This is a genomic window from Streptomyces sp. LHD-70, from assembly GCF_031157275.1.
GTDB lineage: Bacteria > Actinomycetota > Actinomycetes > Streptomycetales > Streptomycetaceae > Streptomyces.
This window is the reverse complement of record NZ_JAVIFW010000009.1, coordinates 323,322-339,961: the sequence shown is the minus strand read 5'-3', so window position 1 is coordinate 339,961 and position 16,640 is coordinate 323,322. Positions and strand designations below refer to the sequence as shown.

16 protein-coding genes and 2 pseudogenes are annotated in these 16,640 nt (G+C 71.1%); 7 read left to right on the top strand and 11 right to left on the bottom strand.

Annotated elements, in window-relative coordinates:
• Window positions 1-22: 22 nt before the first annotated feature.
• From RCO28_RS20420 to mshD, 4 genes and pseudogenes are all read right to left on the bottom strand, one after another.
• The gene (locus tag RCO28_RS20420; protein ID WP_308942593.1) at window positions 23-991 is read right to left on the bottom strand and encodes an ABC transporter permease; all 969 of its coding nucleotides are present in this window, start codon (window positions 989-991) and stop codon (window positions 23-25) included.
• Window positions 988-1,878: an ABC transporter ATP-binding protein gene (locus RCO28_RS20415; protein WP_308942592.1), complete on the bottom strand. Its 891-nt coding sequence runs from the start codon at window positions 1,876-1,878 to the stop codon at window positions 988-990. Before RCO28_RS20415 ends, RCO28_RS20420 begins: the two co-directional genes overlap by 4 nt.
• A 155-nt stretch (window positions 1,879-2,033) precedes the next feature.
• Window positions 2,034-2,414 (bottom strand): annotated as a pseudogene (locus tag RCO28_RS20410) (GntR family transcriptional regulator); the annotation flags it as partial.
• A 149-nt stretch (window positions 2,415-2,563) separates the two neighbouring features.
• A complete protein-coding gene (gene mshD, locus RCO28_RS20405) occupies window positions 2,564-3,487 on the bottom strand; it encodes a mycothiol synthase (protein WP_308942590.1) in 924 nt (307 codons plus the stop codon).
• Between the two features lie 259 nt (window positions 3,488-3,746).
• Between mshD and RCO28_RS20400 the strand changes: the two genes are divergently transcribed.
• The 3 genes from RCO28_RS20400 (at window position 3,747) to RCO28_RS20390 (ending at window position 7,845) form a co-directional block, all read left to right on the top strand.
• Window positions 3,747-5,546 (top strand): bifunctional metallophosphatase/5'-nucleotidase, encoded by a 1,800-nt coding sequence (locus RCO28_RS20400; protein WP_308942589.1) that lies wholly within the window; start codon window positions 3,747-3,749, stop codon window positions 5,544-5,546.
• Window positions 5,547-5,640: 94 nt separating this feature from the next.
• Window positions 5,641-6,867, top strand: a complete 1,227-nt coding sequence (locus tag RCO28_RS20395) for a DUF2993 domain-containing protein (protein WP_308942588.1) — start codon at window positions 5,641-5,643, stop codon at window positions 6,865-6,867.
• A gap of 87 nt (window positions 6,868-6,954) precedes the next feature.
• Window positions 6,955-7,845 carry a phosphatidylinositol-specific phospholipase C gene (locus RCO28_RS20390; RefSeq protein WP_308942587.1) on the top strand — a complete coding sequence of 297 codons (891 nt, stop codon included), beginning with the start codon at window positions 6,955-6,957 and terminating at the stop codon, window positions 7,843-7,845.
• Here the strand turns inward: RCO28_RS20390 and RCO28_RS20385 are convergent.
• Window positions 7,804-8,121 carry a hypothetical protein gene (locus RCO28_RS20385; protein ID WP_308942586.1) on the bottom strand — a complete coding sequence of 106 codons (318 nt, stop codon included), beginning with the start codon at window positions 8,119-8,121 and terminating at the stop codon, window positions 7,804-7,806. The two genes, RCO28_RS20390 and RCO28_RS20385, sit on opposite strands and share 42 nt — an antisense overlap.
• 340 nt (window positions 8,122-8,461) lie before the next feature.
• Between RCO28_RS20385 and RCO28_RS20380 the strand changes: the two genes are divergently transcribed.
• From RCO28_RS20380 to RCO28_RS20370, 3 genes and pseudogenes are all read left to right on the top strand, one after another.
• A complete protein-coding gene (locus tag RCO28_RS20380) occupies window positions 8,462-9,286 on the top strand; it encodes a helix-turn-helix transcriptional regulator (protein ID WP_308942585.1) in 825 nt (274 codons plus the stop codon).
• Window positions 9,283-9,486, top strand: a complete 204-nt coding sequence (locus tag RCO28_RS20375) for a DUF397 domain-containing protein (RefSeq protein ID WP_308942584.1) — start codon at window positions 9,283-9,285, stop codon at window positions 9,484-9,486. The genes RCO28_RS20380 and RCO28_RS20375 overlap by 4 nt, the downstream gene beginning before the upstream one ends.
• A 74-nt stretch (window positions 9,487-9,560) precedes the next feature.
• Window positions 9,561-9,779 (top strand): annotated as a pseudogene (locus RCO28_RS20370) (pyridoxamine 5'-phosphate oxidase family protein); the annotation flags it as partial.
• 74 nt (window positions 9,780-9,853) lie between these two features.
• Here the strand turns inward: RCO28_RS20370 and RCO28_RS20365 are convergent.
• The 6 genes from RCO28_RS20365 to RCO28_RS20340 all read right to left on the bottom strand — a co-directional run bounded on the left by RCO28_RS20365 (window position 9,854) and on the right by RCO28_RS20340 (window position 15,403).
• Window positions 9,854-11,287, bottom strand: a complete 1,434-nt coding sequence (locus RCO28_RS20365; protein ID WP_308942583.1) for a HAMP domain-containing sensor histidine kinase — start codon at window positions 11,285-11,287, stop codon at window positions 9,854-9,856.
• Window positions 11,284-12,015, bottom strand: coding sequence for a response regulator transcription factor (locus tag RCO28_RS20360; protein WP_308942582.1), 732 nt, complete (start codon window positions 12,013-12,015; stop codon window positions 11,284-11,286). The genes RCO28_RS20365 and RCO28_RS20360 overlap by 4 nt, the downstream gene beginning before the upstream one ends.
• 49 nt (window positions 12,016-12,064) lie before the next feature.
• Window positions 12,065-12,337 (bottom strand): hypothetical protein, encoded by a 273-nt coding sequence (locus RCO28_RS20355; protein ID WP_308942581.1) that lies wholly within the window; start codon window positions 12,335-12,337, stop codon window positions 12,065-12,067.
• 61 nt (window positions 12,338-12,398) lie between these two features.
• Entirely contained in the window at window positions 12,399-13,415 is a 1,017-nt protein-coding gene (locus RCO28_RS20350) for a trypsin-like peptidase domain-containing protein (protein WP_308942580.1), read from the bottom strand.
• 105 nt (window positions 13,416-13,520) lie between these two features.
• Window positions 13,521-14,543 (bottom strand): LacI family DNA-binding transcriptional regulator, encoded by a 1,023-nt coding sequence (locus RCO28_RS20345; protein ID WP_308942579.1) that lies wholly within the window; start codon window positions 14,541-14,543, stop codon window positions 13,521-13,523.
• Window positions 14,544-14,566: 23 nt separating this feature from the next.
• The gene (locus RCO28_RS20340) at window positions 14,567-15,403 is read right to left on the bottom strand and encodes a response regulator transcription factor (protein ID WP_308942578.1); all 837 of its coding nucleotides are present in this window, start codon (window positions 15,401-15,403) and stop codon (window positions 14,567-14,569) included.
• Window positions 15,404-15,686: 283 nt separating this feature from the next.
• Here RCO28_RS20340 and RCO28_RS20335 point away from each other — a divergent pair, with 283 nt between their 5' ends.
• Window positions 15,687-16,625: an alpha/beta hydrolase gene (locus RCO28_RS20335; RefSeq protein WP_308942577.1), complete on the top strand. Its 939-nt coding sequence runs from the start codon at window positions 15,687-15,689 to the stop codon at window positions 16,623-16,625.
• The last annotated feature ends 15 nt before the right edge of the window (window positions 16,626-16,640 follow it).

Sequence of the window (16,640 nt, the reverse complement as noted above, 5' to 3'; positions counted from 1 at the left end):
CCGATGTCCCGGTCAGGCGCTGTCAGGGCGTGCGGCGCCGCAGTACCAGGAACGCGGCCCAGACGGCGGCCGCCGCGAGGGCGAGGACGATGCCGGTCTCGATGAACTGGGTGTACCAGAAGTGGGAACGCGGGTGGTAGTCGAGGAACCAGCCCGCGATACGGGTGTCCGAGGGGCACGAGAAGTGTGCCATCTGGTCCGGGGTGCACTGGCGGGCGACGAAGCGCTCGCCCGCGGCGTTGGTGACGCCGGAGTCGGTCATGAACGCGCCGCGCGGCAGGGCCTTGATCCAGTGCGGCTCCATGGTGGTCGTGGGCCCGGAGGCCTGGGCGACCGGCAGGAACTGCCAGCGCAGGCTGCCGAGGAGCGCGAGCACGGCGCCGGTGACGAGGCCGGTGAGCGAGGCGGCCAGCAGGGTGCGGCGCACGAGCAGCCCGGTCAGGGTGCCGATGGCCACGGCCAACAGGCAGTACGCGACGAGTACGGGGCCGCTCGCCTCGTAGACGCCGCGGTCGGACCAGTGCATGTCCCAGCTGCCGAGCAGGTCGGCGGCGCCGAAGCGGAAGACGGCCATCAGGGTCAGGGCGACGGCGGCGGCGATCGCCGCGGCCGTGGTCAGCCGGGAGGCGAGCCAGCGGGCGGGCGGGACGGACTGTGTCCAGGCCAGCTTGTGGGCGCCGGACTCCAGCTCGCGGGCGACGAACGGGCCGGCGACGAAGACGCCGACGGCGAGGGGCAGCAGCAGCAGGGCGTGCGAGGCCTTGAGCATGGCCTCCCGGAGCAGGTGCTCCCCGTCGGCGAAGCCGAGGAAGGTGGCTTCGCAGGGGACGGCCTCGCCGCAGTCCGTGACGGGCGGGTAGGCGCTCGCGCCCCAGCGCAGGAAGGCGGTCGCGGCGGCGGCGAGGAGCAGGGCGAGGAGCAGGGTGTGCAGGGTGGTGCGGTGCAGGCGCAGTTCCACCCAGCGGGGGCCTTTGAGGGTGGCTGTACTCACCGCGCCACCTCCCGCTCGGCGTCGGGCGTGAGCAGCGCGGGGGCGCTGGGGGAGCGGAGATGGGCGAGCAACAGGTCCTCCAGGGACGGTTCCTGGGCCTCCCAGTCGGCGGCTATCGGGCCGTCGGGGCGGATCAGGGCGGTGGTGCCGCGGCCGGTGGCGCGGGACTCGACGACGGTGTGCGGGGCGAGTTCGGCGGCGGGACGGCGGCCGGTGACCAGGCAGTGCGCGGCGACCAGGTCGTCGATGGGGCCGCCGAGGCGGATCCGGCCGCCGGAGACGAGCAGCAGGTGGTCGCAGGAGTCGGCCAGTTCGCCCACGATGTGCGAGGACATCACGACGGTGGTGCCGTGCTCGGCGGCCTGGGCCATCAGGGTGCCCATGAGCTGGTGCCGGGCGAGCGGGTCGAGGTCGGCCATCGGCTCGTCGAGGAGCAGCAGTTCGGCCCGCTTGCCGAGGGCCAGGGCGAGCGCGACGCGGGTGCGCTGGCCGCCGGAGAGCGTACGGACCCGTGCGCCTGGGTCCAACTCCCCTTCCGCCACGACGCGCTGGGCGCACTCGGCGTCCCAGCGGCCGGGATTGAGCTCGGCGCCGAGGCGGAGCGTGTCGGCGATGCTGAGCTGCGGGTGGAGCGGCTTGTCCTGGGCGACGTACGCGATCCGGGCGCGGGCGGCGGCCGGGCTGGTGCCGAGGACGGTGAGGCGGCCCGCGGTGGGGTGGGCGAGCCCGGCCGCGAGGGCGAGGAGCGTGGACTTGCCCGCGCCGTTCGGGCCGACGACGGCGCAGATCCGGCCGGTAGGCAGCCGGAAGGAGCAGTCGTCGAGCGCCGGGCCGCGGCGCCCGTACGTCTTGCCCAGTGCGGCCGCCTCGATGGCGGTTCCGGTCATGCGGGGTCTCCCTTGGCTGTGCGCTTCGGTCCGGCTGCGCGCGTCGGTTCGGTGGTGCGCTTCGGTCCGGCTGCGCGTGTCGGTTCGGTGGTGCGCTTCGGTCCGGCTGCGCGCGTCGGTCCGGCTGTGCGCTTCGGTCGCGTGGACCGGTCCGTCGACTGCTGCGTGAACTGCTCTTCGAGTACGGCCGTGAACAGGGCTGCCACGTCGTCCCGTTCGAGCCCCGCGGCGCGGGCGCGCTCGGCCCAGCGGCTGAGTTCGCCGTGCAGCGGGGAGTCGGCGGGTGCGGCCCCCAGTGACCTCGTCACGAAGGTGCCGAGGCCGCGGCGGGCCTCCACCAGGCCCTCGCGTTCCAGTTCGCGGTAGGCCTTCAGCACCGTGTTCGGGTTGATGGCCGTGGCCTCGACGACCTCGCGGGCCGTGGGCAGCTTGTCGCCCGGTTCCAACAGGCCGAGGCGCAGCGCCTGTTTGGTCTGCTGCACGAGTTGGACGTACGTGGCGACACCGCTGCGCCGGTCGATCCGGTAGGCGAACACGTCTGCTCAACCCCCTTTCACTAATCAAGTAGTGAAAGGGTGATCCAAAGAAGGGGCGGCGTCAAGGGCTGAAGCCCTCGATGCCGCCCCAACGGTCATTCGGATGCCGCCCCCAACGGTCATTCAGGGGCGCCGAGTTGAGGAGAGCCTCACGTCTCCGTGCGGTACATCAGGTCCGTCTCGTGCGTGCTGAAGCCGAGCCGCTCGTAGACCGAGACGGCCGCCTTGTTGTCCGCGTCCACGTACAGCATCGCCGTCGGAAGGCCCGCGGCCGCCAGGTGGCGCAGGCCGATCGCGGTGAGCGCCTTGCCGAGGCCGGTGCCCTGGGCGGCGGGGCGGACGCCCACGACGTACACCTCGCCGAGGCCCTCCGCTGCGTGCACCTTCGTCCAGTGGAAGCCGAGCAGCTCGCCCGCGGCGTTCTCGGCCAGGAAGAAGCCCGACGGGTCGAACCAGGGCTCGGCCTTGCGGTCGTCGAGGTCGCGCTGGGTGAGGGAGCCCTGCTCGGGGTGGTGCGCGAAGGCCTCCGCGTTGGCCGCGAGCCACTCCGCGTCGTCCTGCCCGGGCTCGAAGGTGCGTACGGTCACGCCCGCGGGCAGGGCCGGCTCGGCGATCGCGTCGGGGCTCAACGGGCGCCTCATCTGCCGCAGTTCACGGAAGAGCGTGAGGCCGAGGACCTGCGCGAGGTGCCGGGCTGCGGCGTGCCCGCCGTGCGCCCAGACCCGCAGCCGCTTGCCGGAGGAGGCGAGCAGCGCGGTGCCGAGGGCCCGGCCGTGGCCGTGGCCGCGGTGCCCGGGGTGGACCACGAGTTCACCGGCCGGGGCCTCGACCGGGTCGGTGTCCTCCAACTGGGCGTACCCCACGAGTTCGCCGCCGACGTCGAGCAGGAGGTGCCGCACGCCGTCGCGCGGGCCTCCGCGCAGCTGCAGCCGGCCCTGCTCGGACACGGCCTGCTGGCCGTCGGCGCGGGCGGCGTCGGCGAGCAGCGCGAGCACGGCGTCGGCCTGTTCCTCGGTGAGCGCGTCGAGGGTCTGGATCGAACGCGGCGGGACCGCGGGAGCTGCGTCTGTCATGCCCTTGAGCGTACGTCGATTCGCGCCGGTAACCCCATGGGCGGGTCCGCGAAGTCACGCCGCAGGGCCGCCGCAGGGCCGCCCTCCGGGCGACGACGGGACTTCGCGGACACGCCCATGGAACCGGCGGTGGTAGCGCCGCTCGCCGGTCGGTCGGGCGACCCCGGGGGCAACCTGCTCGTAACCCGCCACCCCCTGTTGCGCTACGCGCGTTGACTCTAGGCTGCCGCTCGACCGTGCGGACTGTGAAGGGGAACAGATGTCAGGCAGAGCTCAACGGCGCCGTATCGGGGGCCGGTTGGTGGTGGGCGTCGTGGCGCTCGGTGCGAGCGTCGGGGTGCTCGCGGCGGCGCTGCCCGCGGGCGCCGAGGGGGCGCGCGGGACGGACCGGGGGCGCACGGTGGACGTGCAACTGCTCTCGTTCAACGATCTGCACGGAAACCTGGAGCCGCCCGCGGGTTCCTCGGGCCAGGTGACCGAGCGCCAGGAGGACGGCAGCGAGCAGAAGATCGACGCGGGCGGGGTCGAGTACCTCGCGACGTCGCTGCGCGAGGCCCGCAAGGGGCACCGCTACAGCGCGACCGTAGCGGCCGGTGACCTGATCGGCGGCTCGCCGCTGCTTTCCGGCCTGTTCCACGACGAGCCGACCGTCGAGGCGCTGAACAAGCTGGACCTCGACGTCAGCGGCGTCGGCAACCACGAGTTCGACGAGGGCCGCGCCGAGCTGCAGCGCATCCAGCGCGGCGGCTGCCACCCGAAGGACGGCTGCTACGAGGACGGCAAGGAGTTCAAGGGCGCCGACTTCCCGTACCTCACGGCGAACGTGACGGACGAGAAGACCGGCAAGCCGCTCCTGAAGCCGTACACCGTGTGGAAGAAGAACGGGGTGAAGATCGGCTTCATCGGCCTCACCCTGGAGGGCACCCCGGACATCGTCTCCGCCGAGGGCATCAAGGGCCTGAAGTTCCACGACGAGATCGAGACGATCGACAAGTACGCCAAGGAGCTGGACAAGCAGGGCGTGAAGTCGATCGTCGCGCTCGTCCACGAGGGCGGCGAGCCGGCCTCGCAGGCGTACAACTACGACTGCGACAGCCCCGGTCCCGGTGACGGCGTCTCCGGGCCGATCACCGAGATAGCCAAGGGCGTCACGCCCAAGGTGGACGCCTTCGTCACGGGCCACACCCACCAGGCGTACGTGTGCAGCATCCCGGACCCCGCGGGCAAGCCGCGCCTGGTCACCTCGGCCTCGTCGTACGGGAAGCTCTACACCGACACGACGCTGACGTACGACCGCAAGACCAAGGACATCGTGCGCGCGGGCGTGCGGTCCGCGAACAAGGTCGTACGCCGGGACGTGCCCAAGGCCGCCGACATGACCTCGCTGATCGAGCGCTGGAACAAGCTGGCCGCGCCGATCGCGAGCAAGCCGGTGGGCTACATCTCCAGTGACATCCCGGGCCGCGGCGCGGGCACGCCCGAGCAGCCGCTCGGCGACCTGATCGCGGACGCCCAGCTCGCGCACGCCAAGTCCCTCGACGACAAGGCGGCGCTCACCCTGATGAACCCGGGCGGCATCCGCTCCGACCTCGTCCACAAGGCGAGCGGCAGCGAGGGCGACGGGGTGGTGACGTACGGCGAGGCCTTCACGGTGCAGCCGTTCAGCAACACCGTGAACCTGGTCGACCTCACCGGCGCCCAGCTGGTAACCGCGCTGAAGCAGCAGGTCAGCGGCCCGAACGAGGCCTCCCCGAAGATCCTTCAGGTCTCGGAGGGCCTCACGTACACGCTCGATATGACCCAGGCGGGCGCGGACCGCGTCGTCACCGACTCGATCCGCCTCGACGGCAAGCCGATCGACGAGGCCGCCACCTACCGGGTCGCCCTGAACTCGTTCCTCGCGGGCGGCGGCGACGGCTTCACCGAGCTCGGCAAGGGCAAGAACCCGCTGGTCGGCAGCGACGACCTGAAGGCCTTCAACGACTACCTGGCCGCCAACTCCTCGGCGGACCAGCCGATCGCGCCGCCCAAGGCGGACCGCATCACCGTCGTGAAGTGATGTCACAGTGTGACGTTGTTCAAGTGACGCTTTCCTGCCCCTACCCCCGGTAGGGACTTGCTGTGGGGGGTGGCGTGCATGGTCAGATGACCCGATGCGCACCACCCCCCACCGCATATCCACAGATCGTCCAGACAACGTTTACGAGAGCAGGCCCGTCGACGGCTACGAGAACCCGTACGACGAGCTGGCCGCCCTGGCTGGCAACCCGCTCGACGAGTTCCTGCACGAGGCCGACCCGGATGATGACGACTGGTCGCCGCCCAACCACCGCCGCAACAGCCGCCGAAAACGCAACCGCTTCGCGGGGCTGCCGATCGCCGCCAAGGTTGTCGTGCTGCTCCTGGTCGTGACGGCCTTCCTCGGCCTCGGCGACCGCTGGGCGCTCCTCTACACCGAGCACGAGGCCGCCGCGAAGCTCAAGGACGCGATGCACCTCAGCGCCGCCCCCGAGGTCGACATCGACGGCTTCCCCTTCCTCACCCAGGCCCTCGACGACCGCCTGGACACGGTCCGCCTCACCGTCCCCGACGTGGCCGCCGACCGCATCTCCCTCGCCAAGGTCGGAGCCACCGCCCACGACGTACGGATCAAGGGCGGCCTGCTCGACTTCAAGGGCGCCGAGATCGGCTCCATGGACGGCGAGGTGCTCCTCTCCTTCGACGACCTGAACCGTGAACTGGGCGCCTCCCAGGTCACGTTCACCGCCCGCGGCCATGACCGGGTGATCGCCCGCGGCACCCTGCCCGTCGCCGGGCACGATCTGCGGGTGGCCGCCGAGGCCCGCATCCAGCGCAGCGGCGACCACGGCATCTCGACCCGGATCGGCGGCATGCGCCTCGACATCGGCGACCTGGCCACGTACCGCCCCGGCACCGGGCCGGACGAGGGCCTCCATCTGAGCCCCAAGTCCGCTGCCCGGCTGCGCCACGAGACGGACAAGCTGAAGGCCCTCTTCCGGGTCGACGCGGTCGTCGAGCGGCTCGGCGTGCCCGACTCTGCGGTCCGCGCCGCGCTGCGCAACGAGCGGAAGCTCGCCGAACTCACCGGCTCCCCGCACTTCGTCAAGAAGCTGATGAAGCTCAACCTGATCGACGTCGCGATGGGCCACCCCTGGCTCCTGAAGAAGCTCGGCCTCGACCCGGCCCTCCTCGACGGCCTCACCGAACTCACCCGCCCCGCCCTCGCCGACCGCCTCTCCCTCGGCTTCCAGCTCCCGAAACTGCCGGGCACCGGGGATGTACGGCTGCGCGACGTGAAGGTCGAGAAGGACGGCATCCGGGTGCGGCTCAGCGGGGTGGGGCTGACGTTCGACAAGTGATCGACAAGTAGGGGGCCCAACTCCCTCCGCACGTTTGTCACTTACGTATCTGTCGCCCCGCCCGCCCCCTGTGCTTCGCTCCCTGTCATGACCATCGACCGACGGGGATTCCTCACGGGAGCGGCGGCCCTCTCCGCCGCCGGGCTCCTCACCTGCGCCGGCACGGCTGCCGCGCACGCGGGGTCCGCCACCGCCCTGGTTGCCCAGGGCTGGATGGCGGGCCTCGCCGACGGCGCCGCGCTGAGCTCACTCACGATTCCGGGCACGCACGACTCGGGGGCGCGCTTCGGCGGCCCCTGGACCGAGTGCCAGAACACCACCATCGCCGAGCAGCTGAACTCCGGCATCCGCTTCCTCGACGTGCGCTGCCGCGCCATCGAGGGCTCCTTCGCCATCCATCACGGCGCGTTCTACCAGGAGTTGATGTTCGGCGACGTCCTGATCGCCTGCCGCGACTTCCTCGCCGCGCACCCCTCCGAGACGGTGCTCATGCGCGTCAAGCAGGAGTACTCGGAGGTGTCCGACGCCGACTTCGCCGCGGTCTTCACGGACTACCTGGACGCCCGCGGCTGGCGCTCGCTGTTCCACATCGGGGATACGTTGCCTTCGCTCGGGCGGGCACGCGGCAAGGTGGTCCTCCTCGCGGACAACGGGGGTCTGCCGGGCGGGATTCGCTGGGGCGACACCTCCGCCTTCGCCATCCAGGACGACTACATGGCGGAACCGTTCGCCAAGTGGCCGCAGATCGAAGCCCAGTTCCGGAAGGCGGCCGCCGAGCCCGGCCCCTGCTACATCAACTTCGTGAGTACGGCCGCTGCGTTGCCGCCCCGCTGGAACGCGGACCGCCTGAACCCGCAGGTGCACGAGCTCCTCTCCGGCGCGGGCGCGGACTGGAAGGGCCTGGGCATCGTGCCGATGGACTACCCGAACACGAGGTCAGGCCTGGTCGAGTCCATGATCCGGCACAACGGCAGCTGATTCGAGTCGGCCTCCCCGACTCACCGCGACCCGCAGCACCTCCCGCAACGACTCCACGGCCCGGGCGAGCGCGAACCGCACCGCGCGCTCCCCGGCCACGGGATCGGCAAGAACGGCCACCGCCCCCGCCAACACGTCTTCCCCGCAGACCAGTTGCTCTTCCTCAAGGTCGTCCGCCAGCAGGCTGAGGATGCTGTGCGGATCATCCGTACTGAGATAACAGGGCTTCCCGTCACCCGAACTCCAGGGAAGCAACCGCAGCCCGTCGCCGTTCATCGCCGCCCCACCGCCATGCCGTGGATGCGGCGGGGACCCATGTCGAACCCCATGACCGCGAGCCGGAGTTCAAGCCGCCGGCGAGCGCGACGCCCGGGAGCCGCACCCCCGGCCCGATGCCCCCCTCGCGGGGGGGAGAAGCAGGCTCAGTGCGAGCAACAGGTAGAGAAGAAAGACACGTTGAACCACGGCGAGACTCCAGGCAGGAAAGGGCAGGGGAATGTTCGCTGAGCGGTGATTACCGTTCGTGTCTCGATGATTACGCCAACGCCCTACGCTGCAACAGGGGTTGAGTGTTGCCCCCTGAAGGGGCAACGGCTGGCAACGGCAAGGGGGTTGTATGTCCGATATGCCGGAAGTGGTAGGCGAATCGGGGCGGGACACGCTGGCGCGGACCCTGCGATATCTGCGCGAGAAGGCCGGGATATCGCTGGGAAAACTGGCCGAGGACACGGCGTACGACAAGAGCTATCTGTCCCGCCTGGAGTCCGGGCAACGCTTCTCGAAGCTGGGCGTGATGGAGGAACTCGACCTCTACTACGGGGCTGGTGACCTGCTGGTTTCGCATTGGAAGGCGGCTAAGCGGGAGGTCTTCAAGGATCAGTACAGGGACTTCATGGAGCTGGAGGAGACGGCTCGGGTGATGTGGAAATACACGCCCGGTGTACCAGGACTTCTACAGACCGAAGGCTTCGCCCAGGAGGTGTTGTCTGGACCCCAGGCAACACCTGAAGGGCAGGAGTTGGTCGAGGAACAGGTGGCGGCCCGGCTCGGGCGCCAGCAGCTGTTGCAGCAGGAGCCCGGACCGTACGTCCGCGTCATCATCGACGAGTACGCGTTCCGGCGCTCTCCCGCGTGTGTGCGGACCTGGGAGGAGCAACTGCTGCGCATCGAGGCGGTGGCGCAGTGGCCGAACGTGGTGATCCAGGTGCTTCCGTTCAAGTCGGGCGTCCACCACCACATGAGTGCGTCGCTGACGCTGCTCTGGCAACAGGACGGGAGCGGTGTCGCCTACGTGGAGGGTGACAGGAAGGGCGAGCTGATCGAGGACGACGACGGTGTCCTGTATCACCGACTGTCCTACGATCGGCTTCGAGATCTGGCGCTGTCCCCGCCGGACTCGCTTGCGTTCATCCGGGATGTCATGGAGGAGCACCGATCATGAAGCAGACCCTCGACCTCAGCGCGGCCGCCTGGCGCAAGTCCTCGTACAGCGACGGCGGCGACAACAACTGCATCGAGGTCGCCGACGGCTACCCCGGCGTGGTCCCGGTCCGTGACAGCAAGCGTCCCGAGGGCCCGGCGTTGGTCTTCCCGGCGGGTGCCTGGTCCGCGTTCGTCGGTGCCGTGCGGGCGGACGGCTAGGCCTGTTGCGAAAGTTGGTGGCTGGGTTCTGGCTTGCGCGAAATGCCCAGGCGCACGCCCAAGTTGAGCACGTCATGACTCAAGGTCCAGCACCTCGGCTTCTGTCCGACGATGCCCTCTCCGAACTGCTGAGCACTCAGCAGTTCGGCACCCTCGCCACCAATAAGCGCAGTGGCCATCCTCATCTGACCACCATGCTCTACAGCTGGGACGCCGAAGAACGCGTCGTCCGGTTCTCCACAACTGCCGACCGCGTCAAGGTCAAGCAACTCCGGCGTGACCCGCGCGCGGCCTCCCGCCGCCCACCCCGGCGAACCTTCCCGGTCGCCGCACTGGCGAGCCAACTCCCCATGGTGAGCAACGCAGTTCACCTCGCCGTCGTCGGAGTATCCGGCGGCGGCGTCGGTGCGCCAGGGAGCCGGATCACCGCCACCGTTCCCATGCCGTCCTCCGCCCGCCGCAGCGACACCTCGCCCCCGCACTGCTGCACCGTCCGCGCCACGATCGAGAGCCCGAGGCCCGAGCCCGGCAGGCTGCGTGCCGAGGGCGATCTCCAGAACCGGTCGAAGACATGCGGGAGTTCGTCCTCCGGGATCCCCGGCCCGCGGTCCCGCACGGTCAACTCGCCCCGGTCGAGCCGTACGTCGATCCGCCCGCCCGGCGGGCTGAACTTCACCGCGTTGTCGAGGACGTTCACGACCGCCCGCTCAAGCGCGGGCGCCTCCGCCCGTACGTACCAGGGCGCCAGCTCCCCCTCGATGCTCAGCTCGGGCCCGCGCAGCCGCGCCCGGTCTATCGCCGTCCGCACCACGGTGTGCAGCGCGACCACCTCGACCTTCCCCGAGCGGCCGCTCTCGTCCGGTCTGGACAGCTCCTGCAAGTCTCCGATCAGCGCTGCCAGTTCCGTCATCTGCGCCTTCACGGAGGCGAGCAGGGCCTTGCGGTCCTCGGCCGGGATGGCCCGCCCCGTCTCCTCACTGCGGGCGAGCAGCTCGATGTTCGTACGCAGCGACGTCAGCGGCGTCCGCAGCTCGTGCCCCGCGTCGGCGATCAGCTGCGCCTGCCGCTCCTGCGAGCTGGCCAGGGCCGCGGTCATCGCGTTGAACGATCTGGACAGGCGGGCGATCTCGTCGTCCCCGTCCGCGGGAATGCGGACCGTCAAGTCCTCCGTACGGGCCACGTGCTCCACCGTGCCGGTCAGCTCGTCCACGGGCCGCAGACCCGTACGCGCCACCCACAGACCGGCCGCCCCGGCCCCGACGACACCAACCCCGGCGACCAGGGCGAGGAGCAGCGTCAGATTGCTGAGAGTGGAGTGCACCTCGGCGAGCGGGCGGCCGACGGTGACCGCGCCCTTGTAGTGCTCCAAGGGGTAGGTGAGGACGCGGTAGTCGGTGCCGTCGGACGTCTTCGCGTCGTGCGAGGTGTCGCTGCTGCGGCCCGTCGCCACCGCGATGTCGGACGGGGTGACCTTGAGCGGCTCCCCGCCGATCACGCACCGCTCACCCTCGGGGTTGACCACCTGGATGGTCAGCTTCAGCACCCGCGAGCCGGGGTTCGGGTAGCTGACGACAGGACCGGACGCCTTGCACTCCCCCTGCCGCGCCATCTCGGCCACCAGGTCCCCGTCCACCCGGTTCTGCCGCAGCGTGTCGTCGAGCGACTCGTACAGCACGTCCCGGACGAGGAACCAGCAGGCCACCGCCGACGCCGCGACCGCGACCGCGACCGCCGTGGTGACGAGCAGCGCGAGGCGGGAGCGCAGCGGAAGCGAGCGCAGGCGCGCCACGGCACGGTTCATTCCGCCCCGCCCGCCCGCAGCACGTACCCCACACCGCGCACCGTGTGGACCAGGCGCGGCTCGCCGGCCGCCTCGGTCTTGCGGCGCAGGTACATCACGTACACATCGAGGGAGTTGGAGCTCGGCTCGAAGTCGAAGCCCCAGACGGCCTTCAGGATCTGCTCGCGGGTCAGGACCTGGCGCGGGTGGGCGAGGAACATCTCCAGGAGCGTGAACTCCGTACGCGTCAGCTCCACGGTCCGGCCGCCGCGCACCACTTCGCGTGTCGCCAGATTCATCCGCAGGTCGCCGAAGTCCAGGACGTCGGTGTCCTCGCCGTCCTGCGCGCCGAGCGTCGCCGCGTACGAACTGCGGCGCAGGAGCGCGCGGATGCGGGCGAAGAGCTCGTCCAGCTCGAAGGGTTTGACGAGGTAGTCGTCGGCGCCGGCGTCGAGTCCCGTGACGCGGTCGCCGACCGTGTCACGGGCCGTGAGCATCAGGATCGGGGTGGTGGAGCCGGTGGCGCGGAGTCTGCGGGCGGCGGTCAGGCCGTCCATGCGGGGCATCTGGATGTCGAGCACGATCAGGTCGGGCTGCGTGGCCGCGGCCTTCTCCACGGCCTCCAGACCGTCCGCGGCGATATCCGTCCCGTACCCCTCGAACGCGAGGCTGCGCTGCAGGGCCTCGCGCACGGCGGGCTCGTCGTCGACGATCAGAATGCGCTGCTGGGCGGCTTCGGCGGGGCTCATGGGTCTCGGGTCCTCAGGGGGTGTGCGGGGGTCTGCCGGTGTCGTGCCGTCAGCCTCGCACGGAGTCGCGATGCTTGCGTCGGCCTGTGGAAAACCCCGTGCGTCGGCCTGTGGAAAACTCTTCGCGCCGCGCCTTATTGCCGCTCTCACCTGCGGCGACGGGCACTTCGGGCGCCCGCGCCGACCGGCCCGGCGGGTGCAGCAGGCCCGCGACGGCGAGCGCGAAGCCGGTGTCGGCGGGCCGCCCCCAGCCGATCGCCGCGGCCACGGCGTGCCGGACACGGTTCACGGGAACGGTGACCGGACGTGTCGTACGGGACATGGGTGCCTCCTGTGCGGTGGTGCGGCGGTGCGGCGGGTCGGCCCGTGGCGTCGGCGTCGCGTCAGTCCGTCGACCCCGCGCGCAGCTTCGCCAGGTCGGCCTTGACCGTGTCGATCGGGATGGCGAAGCCGAGCCCCACCGAGCCCGAGCCGGTCCCGCTGCCCGAACTCGGCGAGTACATCGCGGAGTTGATGCCGATGATCTCGCCGTTCATGTCGATGAGCGCGCCGCCGGAGTTGCCCGGGTTGAGCGAGGCGTCGGTCTGCAGCGCCTTGTACGTGGTCTTCGACGAGCCGGTGTCGCCGTTGAACTGCTGCCCCTCGAACTCGAACGGCCAGCGCTCGCCGCCGCCCTGCTGCTCCTGGTCCTGGCCGCCGTCCTTGGACACGGTCACGTCGCGGTCCTTGGCCGAGATGATGCCGCTGGTCACGGTGCCGGTGAGGCCCTCGGGCGAGCCGATCGCGACGACCTGGTCGCCGACGTTCACGTCGTCCGAGTCGCCGAGCGCCGCCGCCTCGAGCCCGGACGCGCCGCGTACCTTGATCAGCGCCAGGTCCTTGGCGGCGTCGGTGCCGACGACCTCGGCGGTGTGCGTCTTGCCGTCGTTGGTGCGCACCTTGACCATGGAGGCGCCGGAGACGACGTGGTTGTTGGTGATGATCTCGCCGTCGGAGGTGATGATCACGCCCGAGCCGGTCGACTCCCCGGACGGGGTCTCGGCCTGGATCTCCACGATGCTGTCGCTCACCGCGTTCGCGACCCCGCTGACGCTGCCCTTGCCGCCGGCCGCCGCGTTGGTCCCGTTCACCCCGGTCGTCGCCGCGGCCGCGGTCTGCCCCCACAGCTCCTGTGCGGCGTACGCGGTACCGCCGCCCACCGCAGCCGCCCCGAGCGCCACGGCGGCGAGCAGCGCGACCGGCCCCTTGGCCCGCCGACGCGTCCGGCCGTGGTCCGCAGGTCCGGGGGCGTACGGGGGCGGCGGCGGGTACGTGCCGTACGCGCCGTCAGGGGACCCGGCGCTCGCGAAGGCCGGCTGCTGCTCGGGGTGCTCGCCGCTGTGGCGGAAGGTTTCGGTCATGCATCCGAGCTTCACCGGCGAGCATGAGAACCGTCTGAGTACGCCCTGAGAAGCCCGGCAGAACCCTGTATGCCCGATGTAAACGGTGCCGGTAAAGCCCCGGAATTAGTCGCAGCCGCAGGAGCGCCGTACGACCAGGCGCGAGGGGAAGAGCCGCAGCCGCTCCCGGCGGGAGCCGCTGACCCGCAGCGAGTCGTCGAGCAGCAGGTCGACGGCGGCCCGCGCCATGGCGGGGCGGTCCGAGGCGACGGTGGTGAGCGGCGGATCGGTGAGCGCCGCCTCCTTCACGTCGTCGAACCCGGCGACGGCCAGCTCGCCCGGCACGTCGATCCGCAGCTCACGCGCGGCGCGCAGCACGCCGATGGCCTGGTCGTCGGTGGCACAGGCGATCGCGGTGGGCCGGTCGGGCGCGGACAGGATCCGCAGCGCGATGTCGTACGCGTCGTAGCGGTTGTACGGCGCCTCGAAGAGGCGGCCCTCGGTGGAGATCCCGGCCTCGGCCATCGCACGGCGCCAGCCCTCGATGTGGTCGGCCACCGGGTCGCCGATCGTGGGCGTCGACTCCGTGATGCCCAGGCAGGCGACGTACGCGTGACCGTGCTCCAGGAGGTGGCGGGTGGTGAGCTGGGCGCCGCCGATGTCGTCCGTGACGACCGCGACGTCCTCGATGGCCTCGGGCCGCCGGTGCAGCAGCACCACGCGCGCGTCCCAGGCGTCGATCTCGGCGGCCGCGTGCTCGCTCGGGCCCTGGCTGACCAGGATCAGGCCGGAGACGCGCATTCCGAGGAAGGCCCGCAGATAGTGCACCTCGCGCTCGTCGAGGTAGTCGGAGTTGCCGACCAGGACCATCTTTCCGCGCTCGGCCGCGGCCTGTTCCACCGCGTGCGCCATCTCGGCGAAGAACGGCTGCCGCGCGTCCGGCACGATCATGCCTATGAGGTCGGTCCGCCGCGACGCCATGGCCTGGGCGACCCGGTCGGGCCGGTATCCCAGTTCCTTGATCGCGGCGAGCACGCGCTCGCGCGTGGCCGGGGCGACCGGCCGGGGTCCGTTGTTGATGACGTAGCTGACGACCGCGGTCGACGTCCCCGCCAGTCTTGCCACATCGTCACGCGTCACCTTGGCCACACACGAAGTCTACGCGGGGAGAGCTAACTCCTTGCAGGTCGCGTACCGGCTTCCACCGGTTGTTCGGCGTCCTTCCGGGCGACAGATGCCGCAGAAGCCACATCCCTGCCCGTGGAGCGCGGGGTCTGCGAGCCCTCGGCCCTCGGCCGGGCCTCCTTGGCCTTCTCGGCGTCGGCGTTCCGCTCGACCTTCTCCGGCGTCACGAAGCGGTAGCCCACGTTGCGCACGGTGCCGATCAGCGACTCGTGCTCGGGGCCGAGCTTGGCGCGCAGGCGCCGCACGTGCACGTCCACGGTCCGCGTACCGCCGAAGTAGTCGTAGCCCCAGACCTCCTGGAGCAGCTGCGCGCGCGTGAAGACCCGGCCGGGGTGCTGCGCCAGGTACTTCAGGAGCTCGAACTCCTTGAAGGTCAGGTCGAGCACGCGGCCCTTGAGCTTCGCGCTGTACGTCGCCTCGTCCACGGAGAGGTCGCCGTTGCGGATCTCCATGGGGGAGTCGTCGCCGGTGATCTGCTGGCGGCCCATCGCGAGCCGCAGCCGGGCCTCGACCTCGGCCGGTCCGGCGGTGTCCAGGAGCACGTCGTCGATGCCCCAGTCGGCCGTGACGGCCGCGAGGCCGCCCTCGGTCACGACCAGGACGAGCGGACAGCCGGGGCCCGTGGAGCGCAGCAGCTGGCAGAGGCTGCGCACCTGCGGCAGGTCACGGCGGCCGTCGATCAGGATGACGTCGGCACCGGGGGTGTCGACGAGTGCGGGGCCCTCGGCGGGGGCCACGCGCACGTTGTGCAGGAGCAGGCCGAGAGCGGGGAGCACCTCCGTCGACGGCTGAAGAGCGTTGGTCAGGAGCAGCAGAGAGCTCATCGCGACCCACCTGCCTGGGTCGGTCGTCCTTGGTCGTGCACGGTTTGCTCGCCCATTACGTCGGTTCCTCCTCGGTCCCTGCGCTGGGGGCATCTCCCACGCCGTGTGAGGCGGTGGGGGAGTTTGCGGCACTGCTTCGTACGCGCACAGCCGGTGGTGCTGGTGCGGCACCCGCGCCCTGGGTTCCGCCGCTCTTCCGCTCCGGTACTGCGCACCGTCCCGAAAGCACGAAAGGACCCGGGGGCTGCGCTGCCCAGGTCCTTCACCTAGGAGAATAGCCCACATGAGCACCGGATCGGCAGGTCGTGTGACGCGAACTACTCCATGGCTGCCCCGTCGGGCGGGCACGGAGCGCGGCGACGGAGGCACGCTCCGTACCGCTCTGAGAGCCGCCGACGGGGTCTCCGTGGACGCCCTCTACGAGCCCGGTCCGCAAGGCGTCGACGGCCCGGCGATCGTCCTCGCGCACGGCTTCACCGGTGATCTGGAACGCCCGCACGTGCGCCGCGCGGCGGCGGTTCTCGCGCGGTACGCGAGCGTCGTCACGTTCACCTTCAGGGGGCACGGGAAGTCGGGCGGCAGGTCGACGGTGGGCGACCGCGAGGTGCTCGACCTGGCGGCGGCGGTGTCCTGGGCGCGCGGCCTCGGGCACGCGCGCGTGGTGACGGTCGGCTTCTCGATGGGCGGTTCGGTGGCGCTGCGGCACGCGGCCCTGCACCGCGTGGAAGCCGCTGCCGAGCCCGGCGAGGGTCGAACGGACGCAGCCGCTGCCGAACCCTGCGAGGGGCGTACGGACGCGTACGCCGACGCGGTCGTCGCCGTGAGCGCCCCCGCGCGCTGGTACTACCGCGGTACGGCCCCGATGCGCCGCCTGCACTGGCTGGTCACCCGGCGGTCGGGGCGGGTGGTGGGCCGGCACGTCCTGCGCACCCGGATCCACCCCCGCGAGTGGGACCCGGTGCCGCTCTCGCCGGTCGAGGCGGTCCCGCTGATCGCGCCGACGCCGCTCCTGATCGTGCACGGCGACCGCGACCCGTACTTCCCGCTCGACCATCCGCGGATGCTCGCCGACGCCGCGGGCGGCTCCGCCGAGCTGTGGCTCGAACCCGGGATGGGGCACGCGGAGAACGCGGCCGGTGAGGAACTGCTCGCCCGGATCGCGAGCTGGGCCACGGGGTTTTCCACAGGCTGGGCGGGGTGGGACGCGGAGCACGGATACTGAGTCGGTAGCAACGAA

Bases quoted from the DNA above. Each gene is read 5' to 3' on its own strand.
- RCO28_RS20355 (WP_308942581.1), bottom strand. From the start codon at position 12,337: ATGTCCCGTACGACACGTCCGGTCACCGTTCCCGTGAACCGTGTCCGG.
- mshD (WP_308942590.1), bottom strand. From the start codon at position 3,487: ATGACAGACGCAGCTCCCGCGGTCCCGCCGCGTTCGATCCAGACCCTC.
- RCO28_RS20400 (WP_308942589.1), top strand. From the start codon at position 3,747: ATGTCAGGCAGAGCTCAACGGCGCCGTATCGGGGGCCGGTTGGTGGTG.
- RCO28_RS20385 (WP_308942586.1), bottom strand. From the start codon at position 8,121: ATGAACGGCGACGGGCTGCGGTTGCTTCCCTGGAGTTCGGGTGACGGG.
- RCO28_RS20415 (WP_308942592.1), bottom strand. From the start codon at position 1,878: ATGACCGGAACCGCCATCGAGGCGGCCGCACTGGGCAAGACGTACGGG.
- RCO28_RS20340 (WP_308942578.1), bottom strand. From the start codon at position 15,403: ATGAGCTCTCTGCTGCTCCTGACCAACGCTCTTCAGCCGTCGACGGAG.
- RCO28_RS20375 (WP_308942584.1), top strand. From the start codon at position 9,283: ATGAAGCAGACCCTCGACCTCAGCGCGGCCGCCTGGCGCAAGTCCTCG.
- RCO28_RS20335 (WP_308942577.1), top strand. From the start codon at position 15,687: ATGAGCACCGGATCGGCAGGTCGTGTGACGCGAACTACTCCATGGCTG.
- RCO28_RS20350 (WP_308942580.1), bottom strand. From the start codon at position 13,415: ATGACCGAAACCTTCCGCCACAGCGGCGAGCACCCCGAGCAGCAGCCG.
- RCO28_RS20390 (WP_308942587.1), top strand. From the start codon at position 6,955: ATGACCATCGACCGACGGGGATTCCTCACGGGAGCGGCGGCCCTCTCC.
- RCO28_RS20380 (WP_308942585.1), top strand. From the start codon at position 8,462: ATGTCCGATATGCCGGAAGTGGTAGGCGAATCGGGGCGGGACACGCTG.
- RCO28_RS20395 (WP_308942588.1), top strand. From the start codon at position 5,641: ATGCGCACCACCCCCCACCGCATATCCACAGATCGTCCAGACAACGTT.
- RCO28_RS20365 (WP_308942583.1), bottom strand. From the start codon at position 11,287: ATGAACCGTGCCGTGGCGCGCCTGCGCTCGCTTCCGCTGCGCTCCCGC.
- RCO28_RS20360 (WP_308942582.1), bottom strand. From the start codon at position 12,015: ATGAGCCCCGCCGAAGCCGCCCAGCAGCGCATTCTGATCGTCGACGAC.